Origin of the sequence: Sinorhizobium psoraleae, from assembly GCF_013283645.1 — a bacterium.
Taxonomy (GTDB): Bacteria; Pseudomonadota; Alphaproteobacteria; order Rhizobiales; family Rhizobiaceae; genus Sinorhizobium; species Sinorhizobium psoraleae.
On record NZ_JABEKV010000012.1, the window covers coordinates 75792 to 91690 of the forward strand.

A 15899-nucleotide genomic window follows, 5' to 3' on the forward strand; every position below is an offset into this window, starting at 1 on the left:
GGAGGCCTTGACGAGAGGTCGTCCGTCCCCTCCGTGGGCGCACGGCGAGTCCTGGAGACTGTTATGCGAGCAGCCGCGCAAGCGCGGCGGCGCCGTCTTCCGTTAGCCCCGGACGGTGAAGCCACCGCCCTAGTCGTTGACCAGCCACCGACTTCGGGTGTGGCAGTCCCGCTTTGTTTGCCAGCGGACAAACCAAGACAGCAGATCAACATATGAAAGGCTTGCTTGCAGAATTTGAATCGCGCCGCGCTGAAGCGCTCCTAGCGGCCAGCCGAGGCCCAACCCTGGAGGAGAAGCAAGAGGCGCTCGATCGAATCCTCGATGCAGGCTCAACAGTTCTGGAATATCACGCGCGTCTGCCCCCCGGGGCGCGCAGCATTTTGTCCAATGATCAGGCGCGTCGAACGCGCAATCTGGTGCTCGATGCGGCGTCCGAATGCATGCAGCTGGCCACGGATGGCGTGCGATTGCTGGAGATGCGAGGTAAGGCGCGCGGTGTGCTCGACCTGATCCTCCGATCCAACCCTGGCCCCGCTCAGCTGAGCCAAGCCGTTTCCAGTGTGGCAAGGCACTATGTGGCTTGCGTGGAGTTTTGGGAAAAGAAGACATGGCGCGAGGAACGTATCCAGCTAGCCTATGCCGTCACTGCCAACCTACCAAATACAAAGATTGAGATCCAGCAGGCAGAAGAGGCCAATTTGCGGCTGCAGAGTGGGTCGGCACTGATTTCGAAATTCATGGTTCTGCAATCGCGAATTGATCTGGCGAAGTTGATGATTGAGCCGCGGGCAAGCAGTTTGCAGGCCGCCCTGAAGGAAATGCTTATCGGTGAGGACGGGCGGGTGCGCCTGCTGCACAACCTCAGCGCCGAAGTTTTGCCGGCCCTGCACCGGACGCGCGATGCCCTGCAGACCAAGGCAGGGCGCCCACTCGAGCCAGCGGACTGCTCCGTTCTGGAAGGAGTCAGGGAGAGGCTTTTGGAGTTTTCGTCGGCGTTGCCCGACCTTCTTGCCAGGCTAAGCAACGACCGAACGGGCGCCGACCTCCCATTGGAATTGTTGGGCCAGATCGCGGAAGGCGCGCGGATCATTGCGGACGAGGTTTTGCGCCTGTTCGACCTGCAGCCGAAGGTACCACCCCTCAGCGAACGGCCCGCCGCTTCTTCGATAGAGACCGACACGACTACTGAAAAGGCTGTGACCGAAAGCGCCGTGGTGGTCGAAGGCACTGCAAGGCGCAGGAAAGGGAAAGGCAAACGCAAGCCGGCCGGCGGCGCCGGGAGTTCGACGGTTGGGCGGCCGGCGCCGCAGGTCGCTGTGGAAGACAGCGGCACGGCGACAGAAGCGAATGTTCTCTCCGTGGGCAATAGGTCTTCGAGCCCTTCCGTTGGAACACGTGGTATGCCGGACGCCGCCACACGAGCAGCCGCTGCGCCAGGTTCAGACATGGCGGCGCCCCGCGGTCTTCCCTCAGTGTCATCTGTTGGAGCGCCAGCTCGAGAAGAAAGCTCCCTGAGTTCTGAATCTGCATCCCGGCCCGGCAACCAGGCAGCCCCGAGATCGCAACCAGAGGCGCTCGCATCTGCTAGGCAAAAAACTGCGGGCATTGGCGACGCAGGATCGAGCAGGTCTCATCCACAATCAAATGATGCCCCTGGGCAAGGCAGCCAATCAACCGATTCCGGCGTGGAGCGGATGCGCTCTGTGTCTCACAGAGGGATGTCCTCCGCTCGCATTGAGCCAGGCGCCGGCGAGGCCCTCGGCGAGGAACCTGCCGGTTCCTCCATCGGCCTCCGCGGGCCCCTCACGGCTTCGCGACGTGCAGCCGGTGGGCCGCGGCATGGCCAAAGTCGGCAGGCCGACGCGATGGCCAGGAAAGAAGGCTCTTTGCGTTTTGGTGACAGGTCCTGGCTGGGTGGTCAAGAACTGAGCGGCGAGTCCAGGCCGGGTGCAGGACCGGGACGGCGGCGTTTCGACCATGTAGCCGCACAAAGCTTCAAGGATGCACGGCTCAATGACGCTTTACATGACATTTCCTTCGCTCACGACATCAATCAATTCTCATGCGCCGTGCTGGATCACGACAAGAGGCTGCAAGGCCAGGCGCATCACGCGACGTTCCTACAAAAGGCCGCTTCCGAGTTCACCCGTCAATTTGTTCCAAGATGGGAGCAAGATGTCCGCGCCCGCAACACGTGGGGCTACGCCACCTCATGCAACGCGATCAGCCGGGAGCCTGGAGGTCGAGCAGGCATGGAAGCTTGCAGGGCCATGGCAGCTCAGGTGTCGCGGCTCGGCAGTGCGCTGAACGACGTCGAAAGCAAAACGCTTTCGCTGTTGGTCTTGTCGTTCAGTCGATATCCCCGACTGGCGGAATGCCGCGACGGAACGATCAGAATCGCCAATTTTTTTCATAAGCAACGCGGAGCGCTTTCGGAGCTCAACGGTCAAAATGTGGCCCTGCTGGTCAACGGCTTGAGCAAGTGGCCTGAGGACTGCCGCGGCACTATCGCTGCGATCGCCGGTGAGGTCTGTCACCGTGCCGACCGCTCCATGACCGGGCTTTCTGGTTTTGGTCCGCAGCAGCTGGCGATCCTGGTGAACGGCTTCAGCAAATTGCGGGCGGCCGAGTGCTCACGCGCTACAATTGCGATCGCCAGTGAGCTCTGTCACCGCGCCGACCGCCCCAAGGCCGGACTTTCTGGTTTTGATCCGCAGCACCTGGCGAACCTGGTGAACGGCTTCAGCAAATTGCGGGCGGCGGAGTGCTCACGCGCCATCGACACAATCGCCGGCGAGGTCTGTGACCGCGCCGATAAGAAAGCCGGCCTGTCTGGGTTTAATTCACAGCACCTGGCGAACCTGGTGAACGGATTCAGCAAGGAGCGGGAACTGGGGAACTCACATCAAGCGACCGTTGTCGTAGCCGATGAGATCTGTCGCCTTGCGGATGAAAAAGCCGGCCTGTCCGGGTTTAATTCACAGGCGTTGGCAAACCTTGTGAACGCGTTCAGCAAGTGGCCTGAGGACTGCCACAGCGCTATCGTTGCGATCGCGCGTCAGGTCCCTGGTTCGGCCGACCAACTGCCTGTGTTTGATCCGCAGGCACTGGCGAACCTGGTAAACGGCTTCAGCAAATGGCCCGAGGACTGCCGCGGTGCTACCATTGCGATCGCCGGTGAGGTCTGTCACCGCGCCGACCATCCCAAGGTTGGGCTTTCTGGTTTTGATCCGCAGCACCTGGCGAACCTGGTGAACGGCTTCAGCAAATTGCGCGCGGAGGAGTGCTCACGCGCTACCCTTGCAATCGCCGATGAGGTCTGTCACCGCGCCGAGCGCCCGGAGGTCGGGCTTTCTGATTTTGATGCGCAGCATCTTGTGAACCTGGTAAACGGGTTCAGCAAATGGCCGCAAGAGGAGAGTTTCGGTCGCGCGACGAACGTGGTCGCCGGCGAGGTGCTTCGCTGCGCCGAGCAACTGCGTGTGCTTAATCCGCAGCACCTGGCGAACCTGGTGAACGGCTTCAGCAAATGGCCACAATGGAAAAACTCACAGCAAGCCGCGGTTGCGATCGCCGGTGAGGTGCTTAGCCGCACCGGGCGGCTCCATGGCTTTGAGCCGCAGGGGCTCGCCAACCTGGTGAACGGTTTCAGCAAGTGGCCCGAGGACTGCCGCGGCGCCATCGTTGCGATCGCCAAGGCGGTGGCTCGCTCCGCCGGCTGGCTGTCGGGATTCAATGAGCAGAATCTGGCGAACCTGGTGAACGGCTTCAGCAAGTGTCCTGACGAAGCGGGCTGCGGCGAGGCCATCGTTGCAATCGCCGGGGAGGTGCTCGGTCGCGCCAGCCCCGGCGAGGCGCTCCCTGGCTTCAATCCGCAGACAATGGCGAATCTGGTGAATGGCTTCAGCAAGTGGCCGCAAGAGGAAACATCACGTCAGGCCACCGCAGTGATTGCCGGCGAGGTGATACGCAGCGCTGACCGGCGGCCTGATTTTACCTCGCAGCACCTCGCCAACCTGGTGAACGGGCTAAGCAAGTGGCCGCAAGAGGAAACATCACGTCAGGCCACCGCAGTGATTGCCGGCGAGGTGCTTCGCCGTGCCGAATTACTCTGCGAGTTTCATCCCCAAGACCTAGCAAATCTGCTCAACGGCTTCGACAGGTGGCCGGAAGAAGAGGCGTGCAGCCAGGCGGTTTTGGAGATCGGGCGCAGACTTGGGCCGGCGGGTCAACCGTTCCGTCATTTTACGACGCCCGGGCTCTCCAGCATCGCCAACAGTTTGGCGCGGGGGGTCATGAGGAGCGTGGACGCCGGAGAGATTGCAGAGGCCGCTCTGCTGAAAGATCGGCTCCACAAACTGGCTCATTATCTTCATTATGCCAGCGATCGCCTGGAGGGGGCCGACGCGGTGGGCGTGGCGAACATCTTGAAGGCGTTGGCCAAGGCCCGATTGTACGATGATCTCGGTTCGCTCTCAGGAGCAGGTTTAAATCGGCTCGCAGAATTGTATCGTGCCCCTGGCTTTGCCCTTGAGAACAACCTCGAAACCATGGGCAATCTGTGCGCCGCTCTGCTGCCGCTGGCGCGCAGCCCGCGCAAGCAGCTGCTTTGGCACAGGCGGCAGGCTCTGAACTTGCTGAACGATATCCAACCGATCGTGGAGCACAAGATCGAGGCCGTTGTCAGGGCGAGCGATGCCGAGCGGAGCCGTGGGCCGACCTCGACGCGCCGTCCCGCCCTGTCGATTTATCAAGTGCTCAAGGCCCGTGCGAACCTGGCGGGATTGCTGCGGCGGCCGTATGTCGAGGGCAAGAAGTCCGATTTGCGTGTGCGGCGCGACGAGCTGCAGTCCAAGACCAAGGAAATCCTGGACAGCACGCGCGAGCTCATCGAAAGCGACCTTTCCAACATGAGCTGGAACTTGATCGCGCAGATCGAGGCGGAGGGTCCGATCGATGCACTGGACACGTTCGTGGCGCAGAATGCCGCGATGGTGCAGGCCCAACATTCAGCGGCCGTCTTCGACGCCCATCAGGTTTTGCGAGCCATGGACCACGAGCCCAGACCGCCGCAGGGTGAGGCGGGGCTGATGCGATTGCCGGTGGTCGACATGCAGGGCCGGCAACTGGCCACGGAGCCTGAGACGCGCTATTCGATCTTTCATCGCCTGACCTCGGGGGCAGTGAAAATGGTCGCGGTGCAACTGCCAGGAAAGCCGAGCCCGTTTATGCTGGCGCGCACGTTGACCGTCGACGGCGTGCCATACCGCATGGATCTGTTCGGCGGAAGCAAGTTAAAGCCGCCGCAAAGGACCGTTTCCCAGGTTGCCGCCCGCGTTCCAGGTCGGGTCGAGGCAGAGCCTTCCGGCGGGAAGCTGCTGGCGATTCCCTATGCCGAAACCGCACCGGGCACCGCCTTTGAAAAGCTATCGCGCGCCTGGGCACCTTTCAAAGAGGCATATTACTATACCCAGCGCCGGGGTTTTGCCGCGCCGCCGGCTCTCAAGGACCTAGGTCCTCATGACTACGCGCTGGAAGGCGCCTTCAAACTGTCGCTGCTGCCGGACCGCCCTGCCAGCGAGGAACATCCCTTCAAGCTGACCGGGCCGGAAGGCCCGATTGCGTTGCGACCACATGACGGCTGCGGCTTTATCAAGGCTTCCTTGGCCAAGCGTATGACAGCTGTTCGCCGGGCCGGCGGGCAGGAAGGTTCTGATCGGGTGCCCGCGTTTGGTGAGGGAAGGCGATCGTCCCTGCCTGCCGCGGCGCTGCAACATTATCCGCGCAGCGAGCCGGTGGCGAACGAGGTGCTAGAGAAAGCCAAGACCTGGCTCGAGAGCCGGCAGGGGCAAAGGCTGACGGCCGAGGAGCTGTTTCGAACCGTGACTGGCGGACATATCGACGGTCCCGGCGCTGTCGCGGTACCGTCCGGTGATGAATGTCTCCATCTGCCGACGCTCAAGAGCGAGACGTTGACGGGGGCAAACGGCGTGCTGATCGGGCGCTCGCCGTACGACAAGCCGAACCTGCGGCCATTCGCCGCCGGCCTGGTCAGGTCAGCCGTTGGTGGGGACCCGACGGCAGCGTTCCTGGACACATGTGTGGCCATGCAATACAGCTTTAATGTCGCTCAGAAGTCGGGGGAGGAACTCGCGGCCGACGATCCGACTTTCTTTGCCAAGGGCATTCTGATCGTCGTGCCGGACGAGATGTGGCCGGCCGCCTACGCCGACCGTGGGCTGGTGATGTCTGCCGAGGACGTCAAGTGCCATTCGCACTGGACGACAGGCAAGGACCGCGTCAAGGAGGACACGCCGCTCGACGGCCTCGGCATCCTGCAGGCCACCGAGGTGTTTGCCCCGGGCTCGTTGGTTGCCGTTCCGACCGGTGAACAGAAAAAGCTTGACGGCGACTTCGACGGCGACACCGTCATCATCATCGGCGACCGGCCGCAGCTTTATGAGCATGTGCGCGAGTTCGATGAAAAGGAGCAAGCTCTCGGACTTCCGTCGCTGAAGCCGCCAAAGTCGCATACCCCGGCGCTTGACGGCGACAGCTACCAATTTGGTCGCGCCGCCCAGATTCTCGCTGCCACCCAGGATGTCCTGGAAACTTATAGCGGCCTGCAGCGGAACTTTCTGGCTCAATCCCATGAAGCACGACGTTGGTTTGCCGAGCGTGCCGTCTTTGGCACCTACGAGGGCATTCACCACGAGCTCCGGCGAGACATCGGTCAGTTGTTGAGCCGGGAAGAGGTGAGTGGCCAGGATATCGAGAACATGTTTGCGAGAGCGAGGCGCGAGAGCGAGGTCGCCGAACATCCGGTTGCTCGCGAAATGGCCGAGTTGCTCGTCACCGACCTTGAGGCATGGGCAGAGGGGCCTGAGCTGGAACATCTGACCGAAACAGTCGAAACCGCGAACGACGCAAAAGGCACGACGCTCAGCGCAGCCGTCTCAGAGCTTCTGCCGGATCTGGCGGATGCTTATCCGGCAACCTCTCGACCACGAGACCGCATCCGGGCCTTGATCGACAACTATCCTGCGCGGATCGATCCTCGCCCGGACGGCTACAATCCGGGCGACCTCGTGCAAAGCGCAAACAACCTCCTGAGCCTCGGCATCAAGGTCGGCACCGACGCCTACAAATCCAACACTGGCGCTCGGCTGTTTTCCAAGAAGAGCCGGGGCCTTCAGCGGCTGCTGCATACGACGCCTGGCTTGAGGTCCGTGCCTTACGTCAAGGGGCTGGCAGCGTCTCTCAACCATGGAAGGTTTGACGCCAGTGCAGCCTTGAAGGACCTGGAGGACAATCCCACGCTGACGGCTTCGGTCATGCAAACCTCGATCAATCTCGCTGTGGAGCAGCGCATTTTGCCGGAGCCCTCGCGCTTGCAGCCAGCCGCAGCGGATTCTGGCGAGACGATCACGCTCAGTCCCGAGGAGGCGGCAGAGCGCGCCCGGATTGAGGTTGCCCGCGCTACAAAAGAAGAGGGGAAAATCACCACAGCGGCACTCAGCGTCGCCGCAAGCCTGAGGAACATGGGCATCCAGGTGAAAATGCCCCATCTGGAGCGCCGGTTGAGATCGGAACGCTCCATAAGAGAGCAGCTCACCGGCACCAGTGCCTCATCCGACAGCACCCAACAGCTGATCAACAGCGCCGTCCGCCACGTCTTCGAAATTCCTGACAACGATTTTACACGTGCCTTCAAGGCAGCCATCCTGGCCTTCGAGGAGCAGGACTACACCGAGATCGAGGTGACTAACTGGTTCAAATTCGAGCGTCCGACTTATCTCGGCATCCACACGGTGCTCGCCACCACAGAAGGCTATCGCTTCCAGGTGGAATTCCATACGCCAGTCAGCTACAGCGCCAAAGTTGACAATCACCACGTTTATAAAGAGCTGCAGGAGCTGAAGCGCCGGGATGCCCTGGAGAAGGTAGAGAGACTTGAGCAGAAGGTAAGAGAAGGCTGCAAGGGCGTTAACAGACCCGATGACGTGCTGAGCATAGCACACTGGAGGGATGGTAAGCGTAGCACCGCCCCGGCATCTGGATTGCGAGCTGTCGGACGATCGACACAGCCGAAGATCGCCAGGTCACCGGAGGCTAGGGAGATTGTCGCTGCCCTCGGCGAGCGGCCGATCGTGCTCGTCGGCATGCCGGGCGCTGGCAAATCCACCATTGGCCCAGTTCTCGCGCGTCGGCTGGGGCTGCACTTCATCGATACCGACAGAAAAATCGAGCAGAAAGCCGGCAAATCGATATCGGAGATTTTCAAGGACCACGGCGAGGATTATTTCAGGAGGCTGGAGGCACGTGAGATCGCGAAGTCGCTTGAGGACGGGATAGCGGTGATCGCGACCGGCGGCGGCGCGGTGTTGAATGAGCAGACTCGCCACCTCATCGGCAACAAAGGGCTCTCGATCTGGTTTGATACCGACCTGGACGTGATCCAAAAGCGAACAAGGAAAGACCCCAAACGCCCGCTGCTGCAAGGCCCCGATCCGGACCAGAAACTCGCCCGGCTGATGAGCGAGCGCCGGCCGCTCTATCAACAAGCTAACCTCAGGTTTGTCCCACCCCACAAAACCGATCGAAAGAACGCGGACCCATGCTTGACGGCGCTGCATGCGTACCTGTGCCTGGCCGACGCAGACCGCAGCCCCTCGGATGCCCCATTGCGCGACGATATTCATTCTGGGCCGGCGTTTCCGACCCCCTCCTCCGATGCTCAGATCGGGGGGGTCGATCCGCCAGCCTCGTCGAACAGCCCGCATGGCCGCACAGCTGAACGATTACGATTGCGGCGTCTTCGTCGTCGACGGCACGCGGGCGCTGGTTCAACACCTGCTCCACGGGAAGCGGCCAAGCCACGAGCCGCTGCACCTCGACACCCTCGTCGCCGATCGCCGGGCGCTGCAAAACCGGCTGGCGAGGCATTGATATGCACTCCTCGAAACGGCACGCCGAGCCAGTCAAGTTTGCCGGAACCCTGGTGTTTGCGACGGGATTGAACGAAGCCGCCGCTGGCGCCCCGGTGGCGCCGAGCGCCGCGTCAAGGGCAGTCGAGTGAGCAAAATCTATCCGACGATCATGCGGTGTTTCGTTCGCAGCACCAGCTGAAACCACTGCAGTAGCGATACATCGACTGAGTTATGCTGGTCGAGGCGCCTGGGCGGCAGCGAAGGTGCCCGTCTCGCTTAAGAGCTTCTTCCTGCGTATCCACAACAAGCGCGGCCATCAAGTTGCGGCGGTCGCGACGCCCGCAAGCTCGCCGTCTGATCCGGCACATATTATTGACGAGGCAGGAAGAAGACTATTTTTAGTGAGGACGCCGCTATTTGACTAAAGTAGCGGCAACTCGCCCTCAGGCCGGCGCGCCCAACGAACGCCATCTTCGTCGTCGGGCTCAAGCCTATGCCTGTGAAGGGATTGCGCAGCTAGATAAGGTTGCGGCCGAGCATGCTGAGCACGCCTATGAGCTGCTGGTCCGCCACTGGCGACCAAGAGGACCGAAGCGGCGCACGGATGCCACAAAGGAGGAACGGCTATGAAATCTGTGCGGCGGCAGTTTCATTCTCAGGTGGCGCTCTATGCCACGTGGTCGTCCGTGCCGGGAGAATATAGCACCTGAGCCGACAAAGCGCTTGTCGATGTCATACCTGGATTCAGCGGGGATGTGTTCGGCATGCGGCGACTTCGGGAATTTCCGTCAATTCGCCGACGCTGCCGTTCGCCTGCATATTCCGATGTAGCCGGCCATTTTTCGAGCTTTCAAGATCACGACAGTTGACCCGGCGCCTGCAGTAGAAGGCACCGCCCTCACCACACATCCGTGATCTATCGCAGCGCGTTTTTTTCTAAAGCTCGTCAGCTTGTCGAAAGGTGGTGACTTTAGCTTGAGGAGGTGGATGCCAAAACGGCATCGCCGCCCATTGACGAATGAAGATAAACGCCGGAGGTACCCCATGGTCGCAGCAATTGGAAGTTTTGGCAGCTTCGGTGCTTCCTTGGCCCGCGCAGGGGGTCATGGACGCTCGAATGGACAACCGCCGCACGCACCTGGCGGACCTTCCGATCCTAAAAAGCCGGCCGATCCTAATGGGCCCGCCAGGGGGCGGGATCAGACGGACATTCCGCCCAATTCTGGCGGATCGCAGGCTGCGTCTGAACAAGAAGCCTTCCAACTGGCTCTCAGTGCCGTTGCGTTCACTGTAATGAACGATGTCATGGCTGATGCCGAGGAGACTATGGCAGACACTGAAGAGGATACCTGATGCTGGATGGTCCTCGTCAGGAACTGGCGTGCCGTTGATGACGGCACAATTCTAAGAAAGGAAAGCAATATGGGTAAACAGGTTGGCTCCTCTGGTAACACTGGTGGTACTAACCCCAACATGGGGGCAAACGCAAATGCCAAAAACGATGGGGCTGCTGCGTTTAAGGCGCAAATCGAGGAGCTGGCGGCGGTTAGCGCGGAGGCTACGAATAGGAGTATGTTGCTGCGCACTGTTACGACGCAGCTCACGACAGTCAAAAAGGTGGCCGACGAACGCGTTCAGTAATGTCTGAAGCGGGACTCAGGTAGTCTCGATCGCACCACTTGGTGGCGCGGTGTAGAAACGAAACGAGCCGCGCGGCAATTGCCGTGCGGCTTCTCTCCTTGTCCGGAAGATTATCCTTGAATGACACCGTTTGCCTTCATTTCGAAGTTCTGTCGGGCCTCTATTGCGGACTGACCGGCACGCTGGCTCCAGAAACGAGCGTAATCGGTAGTGGCCTCGACGCCGATCTGATCTTCATCGAGCAAGGACTCGCGCCTCAACATCTTCGCATCACTTTTGTTGCCGATTCGATCGAGGTGGAAGCCCTTGCAGCCGGACTCAGCGTGGAGGGCAGAGGAAATATTGCCGAAGGCGAGTGCGTTGTGGTTCCTCTTCCGGTCGTCATCCACGTGGGCGCGATGTCCATGCTCTGGTCGGCACAGGGTGCAGCGCCAGTTGCCTCGATCGACAAACCACGCCTCTCGATTCCTGTACTAGCGTTCGTTTTACTGGGCTCCCTCGGGATTGGCGCGCTCTCAACGATTTTCTCCTATTACGCTAGCGCCGATGTATCGGGCGCCAATTCACCTGATTCTACCTTCAAACCCAAGCTGACCAACAGCCGCGCTGACAATCAGACTGCCGTGGCAGCGGCCAGAGATCTGCAACGGGAAGTCGATAGAGCAGGCTTGCTCAACATTAAGATCGACTCCGCAAACGGTGTTGTTAGCGCTGAGGGTACTGTCTCGTCTGCATCCGCCACCAATTGGCAGAAGGTTCAGCAGTGGTTCGATCATCGCACGAAGGGCTCTCTAACACTGGTCAATGGAGTAATCACGAAAGAGGAGAAGGCGCCGTCCGCAATCGCGGTTGAAGCGGTTTGGCGTGGGTCCTCGCCGTATGTTGTCATCGAAGGCGAGAAGTATTTCGTCGGGGCGCTTTTGGATGATGGATGGACCGTGGATCGGATCGAGGACAGTCGCGTGGTGCTGAGCCGAAATGGCCTCCTTGCTTCCCTCCCCTATTAAATGCTTCCCGGGTCGCAGCCCACATTAAGGAGAACTCCATGCCCAAGCCGCCGCACCTACCCTGTCGCGCTCGGTATCGTCTGGCGGTGCGTGAAGGAATTGTTGTCCCGTTTCGGCGGGTGGGCCTGCTCCAGCAGAACGGGAACCAGGTTGATCAAATGCAAGACGATGGCGGGCCGGGACCCAGCGCAATACTTCAATGTGACCGACGAAGGTTCCCGAAACCGGTGATGCCGTGCTTATCCCGAAGCAGAGGCGTGCTGGGCGCGCCCTCCTACGTCCGCCTTGCATGTGCGCAGAGCGCACGAACCTTGCCCCTATTGCGGCACCCTACCTTCGATAATTTTCGGGATGTTCAACTGCTGCGACTACCCGACCGTGCGCTCATTTCGGCCGATTTTGGCGGTGAGACCCTGACGGGCCTGGACACATTGTATACACCCGGTAACCAGCCGCTTTCGCGGTCTCTCAGTCTCAAGCGTTGCCATGCGCTGGCGGGTCTTCGAAAGCTGCGTAGAGGCAGAGCAATTCTCAAACGATCACATGGGGGCCTTCATGGCCAATAGCATGCGTAACCTCATCGAGCGCGCGCCAACCAACCCGGACTTAATGGTCGCGCTGATGCTGCTTTTGGCAGTGGCTATGATGGTGATGCCGGTACCGATCGCGGTGATCGACGCACTGATCGGATTCAATATGGGCTTGGCCATACTGCTGCTGATGGTTGCCTTGTATATCAGCACGCCACTTGAATTCTCTTCTTTGCCCGGCGTCATCTTGATTTCCACTGTCTTCCGTCTGGCGCTCACCATCGCAACGACGCGACTGATCCTGGCCGAAGGGGAGGCGGGCAGCATCATCCACACGTTCGGCGATTTCGTGATCTCAGGCAATATTGCCGTAGGTATAGTCATATTCCTGGTCGTGACCATGGTGCAGTTCATGGTCCTCGCGAAGGGCGCTGAACGCGTAGCAGAAGTGGCTGCGCGCTTCACGCTCGACGCTCTGCCCGGCAAGCAAATGGCGGTCGACGCAGAGTTACGGAACGGCGATATCGATGCCAACGAATCTCGCAGGCGGCGCGGCGCATTGGAGAAGGAAAGCCAACTTTACGGCGCTATGGACGGCGCGATGAAATTTGTGAAGGGCGACGCCATCGCCGGGCTGTTGGTTATTTTCATCAACATGCTGGGTGGGATTTCTATCGGCCTGCTTTCGAAGGGTATGTCCTTCGGTGAGGTGCTGCGACATTATACCCTGCTGACCATAGGTGATGCGCTAATCTCGCAGATCCCGGCCCTGCTGCTCTCAATTACCGCGGCGACCATCGTCACGCGTGTAACTGGGGCTGGGAGCCTCAACCTTGGGACCGACATAGTCAATCAACTCACAGCCAGTAGGCGAGCATTGCGGCTGGCGGCCTCCGTCTTGGTTGCTATGGGGTTCGTTCCTGGTTTTCCTCTGCCCGTCTTTCTTATTTTGGCCGCGGTCTTCGCCGCGGCAAGCGTTGTTAAGGGTAATGTGCTGGGCGCCGGCAATGTCGATGCTACAACTGCAACTCCAGTGGAGCCTCATAACCAAACCATGCCGGCGGAGGCATTTCCGATCGCCATCTTCCTTGCGCCGAACCTTATGCAGGCGGTCGACCAAGTCGAATTACAACAGCACATTGCACGCGTTTCGCAACTAGTCTCAGCCGATCTCGGCATTATCGTTCCCCGCATCCCCGTCGCGGTCGATCAGCAGCTGCCGGAGTCGAAATTCAGGATAGATATCGAGGGCGTGCCGGTCGAACAGGATTTGATTAATCCGACACAGCTAATGCTCAAAGACGATCTCGCGAACATTCAGTCGAGCGGCATCCCCTTTCGGCATGACTCAGAAACGGACACAATCTGGGTCGAACAAAGCCATGCACCGGCTCTGAAGGCCGCCAGCATCGGGCACCACCGTCCCAGCGAACTCCTCGCGTTGCGTGTCCAAGCGACGTTAATCCGCTTTGCACCGCGCTTGGTCGGCATCCAGGAGACCAGCCAATTGTTGGGCAGGATGGAGCAGGAATATGCTGATCTGGTGAAGGAGGTGCTGCGCACGACGCCGATCCCTCGGATAGCCGACGTGCTGCGCCGCCTGCTGGATGAAGGTATCCCGATCCGCAACACCCGCGTCGTCTTGGAGGCATTGGCCGAATGGAGCGAACGCGAGCAAAATGTCGCCCTCCTCACGGAATACGTTCGTTCTGGTATGAAGCGGCAGATCTGTCACCGCTATGCCAACGAACACGGAATCGTGCCCGCCTTCATCATCGAACGTGAGACTGAAGATGTGGTGCGCAGTGCGGCTCGGGAATCGGCTGCAGGACCCTACCTCGTACTAGAGGATCGGCAAAGCGAAGCGCTGCTGTCACAGATGCGTCAGATCCTTTCCAGCATAGCGCCGGATCAGACCCACCCTGTTGTATTAACTTCGATGGATGTCCGACGCTTCGTCCGCGGTTTTCTCACGCGCAACGAGATTGATCTTGCTGTGCTGTCTTACCAGGACCTCGCGCCCGACTTCACGATTCAACCCGCCGGATCCGTTAAGCTCCGCCTGGAACCAATAGTGGACCGTCAGGGGAAGCTCGGGATGTCCGCGTTGCCGTCGACTGATAGCCAAATACTCGATGATAGGTGAGAGATCCAAAGATGAATTCGCATGAGAATACAGGCGCTGCACCGTTACGTTTGAACTCAGTTCTCTTCGCCGTACTCGCCATGCTGCCTCTCGGCGGTTGCGCTAGCTGGAATAAGCCAGCTCTTTCAGTGAAGGAGACGTCGCCGCCAGCGTTGCTCGGCGCCAATCACATCGATCCGGCAATGCGCGAACGCATTTTGCGCGCAGTCGGTCAGGATTCTCAAGAGCGGGCTTTGCAAAATCTGAAGCAGCATCCGGACAATGTCGATGCGGCAATCAGTCTAACTAAGGCGTTGCTGGCCCAGAAACGGGAGCATGAGGCGCTTCAGGTACTCGACGAAGTGTTAGCTGCGGACCCAAGTAATTTGCGTGCATTGAATGCCAAAGGAGTTGTCTTGGATATTCAGGGGCGGCATGCCGCGGCACAAGCGCTATACCGGCGAGCTCTCAAAACAGAGCCAGAGAATCAGATGTTGCAACACAATCTCAACCTGTCCCTGGCTTTTGGCGTGAAGTCCGAACCGAGTGCGTTGGTACAGTCGCGATAGCTGTGGCACACGCAGCAGACTCGATTCGCATGTCAGAACGCCAGTTTCGAAGCATTCGCGAAGGGAGGCCGCAAAGGTCCGCCAAGGAAAAGTGACGGGCAATTGTGGGCCGGGTCGTTTGGCCGTCGCGGCGCCCAGCTTTGTGCTCCCGGATGAAGTCGGCAGCCCTTCGGGGTCGAAGTCTTGGATGGCGGAATTTGCTGATTGTCAGACCCTCAGATACAGGTAGACTTGCCTCGTACAACAAGCCCGCGGATCGCCGCTCGGTCAACGGCTCCCAGCCTCAGCCGGAGCTGGGCAATAGTTGTCGGCATCAATGGTGAAGCTCGCGGCGTCGATCGCCGCGACGGTCACAAAGAGGCCACGTGGCATCGAGCGGGCCGAAGCGGAACTGACTTTCGCGGCTGGCGACGAGTGCCGCCGCTGGCTGGGGTTGGTTCCGGCTGAGGGCGGAATCGTACGTTAGTGGGCGTTTCTCATTCGCCTCAGGTACTTTGACGTCCTAAGGTCCGATAGACGGTCGGCCGCGAGATTGAAAACACCTCCGCAAGGTCGCTGATTTGAATATTCGCCGGTGTCGTACATGGCCCTGTCGGCTCGAAGCTGATGAGGTGGAACGGCCCTTCTCAAACGGCATCAAGTGCCTAACGTGGTGGTGTTGAAACGCCACAAAGAAGAAGGACCGCTCCATGAAGAAGATTATCACAGTCGGGCTCGATCTGGCCAAATCCGTTTCTCAGGTTCATGGCATAGCCGAAGAAGGAGACGTGATTGTACGCCGCGCACTGCGTCGATCGCAGGTGCTTGACTTCTTCCGCACATTGGAGCCCTGCCTCGTAGGGATGGAAGCCTGTGGCAGCGCGCATTATTGGGCTCGGGAAATTCAGGCCCTGGGGCATACGGTTCGGATGATGCCACCCGCATACGTGAAGGCCTACGTCAAACGCAATAAAACTGACGCCGCAGACGCCGAGGCTATTTGCGAGGCAGTCACCCGGCCGACCATGCGGTACGTGCCGGCAAAAACACAGGACGAGCAGGCTGTCGATGGCGGTTGAGACGCGCGGATAGATGGCGCCGAGAGGGAATTGATGCGG

General features: G+C 60.0%; 5 protein-coding genes and 1 pseudogene. All 6 read left to right on the forward strand.

The window, feature by feature from the left end; translation table 11 throughout:
• Nucleotides 1–212 precede the first annotated feature (212 nt).
• Entirely contained in the window at nucleotides 213–9020 is an 8808-nt protein-coding gene (locus ILFOPFJJ_RS31940; protein WP_246299949.1) for a shikimate kinase, read from the forward strand.
• 1332 nt (nucleotides 9021–10352) lie between these two features.
• Nucleotides 10353–10571: a nodulation protein NopA gene (locus ILFOPFJJ_RS31945; protein ID WP_173514478.1), complete on the forward strand. Its 219-nt coding sequence runs from the start codon at nucleotides 10353–10355 to the stop codon at nucleotides 10569–10571.
• A gap of 116 nt (nucleotides 10572–10687) precedes the next feature.
• The gene (locus ILFOPFJJ_RS31950; protein WP_173514465.1) at nucleotides 10688–11578 is read left to right on the forward strand and encodes a SctD/MshK family protein; all 891 of its coding nucleotides are present in this window, start codon (nucleotides 10688–10690) and stop codon (nucleotides 11576–11578) included.
• 555 nt (nucleotides 11579–12133) lie between these two features.
• Entirely contained in the window at nucleotides 12134–14254 is a 2121-nt protein-coding gene (gene sctV / locus ILFOPFJJ_RS31955; RefSeq protein WP_173514466.1) for a type III secretion system export apparatus subunit SctV, read from the forward strand.
• Between the two features lie 11 nt (nucleotides 14255–14265).
• Complete coding sequence (locus ILFOPFJJ_RS31960; RefSeq protein WP_173514467.1) at nucleotides 14266–14802, forward strand: tetratricopeptide repeat protein; 537 nt, start codon at nucleotides 14266–14268, stop codon at nucleotides 14800–14802.
• Between the two features lie 689 nt (nucleotides 14803–15491).
• A pseudogene (locus ILFOPFJJ_RS31965) lies at nucleotides 15492–15848 on the forward strand (IS110 family transposase); the annotation flags it as partial.
• Nucleotides 15849–15899: the final 51 nt, after the last annotated feature.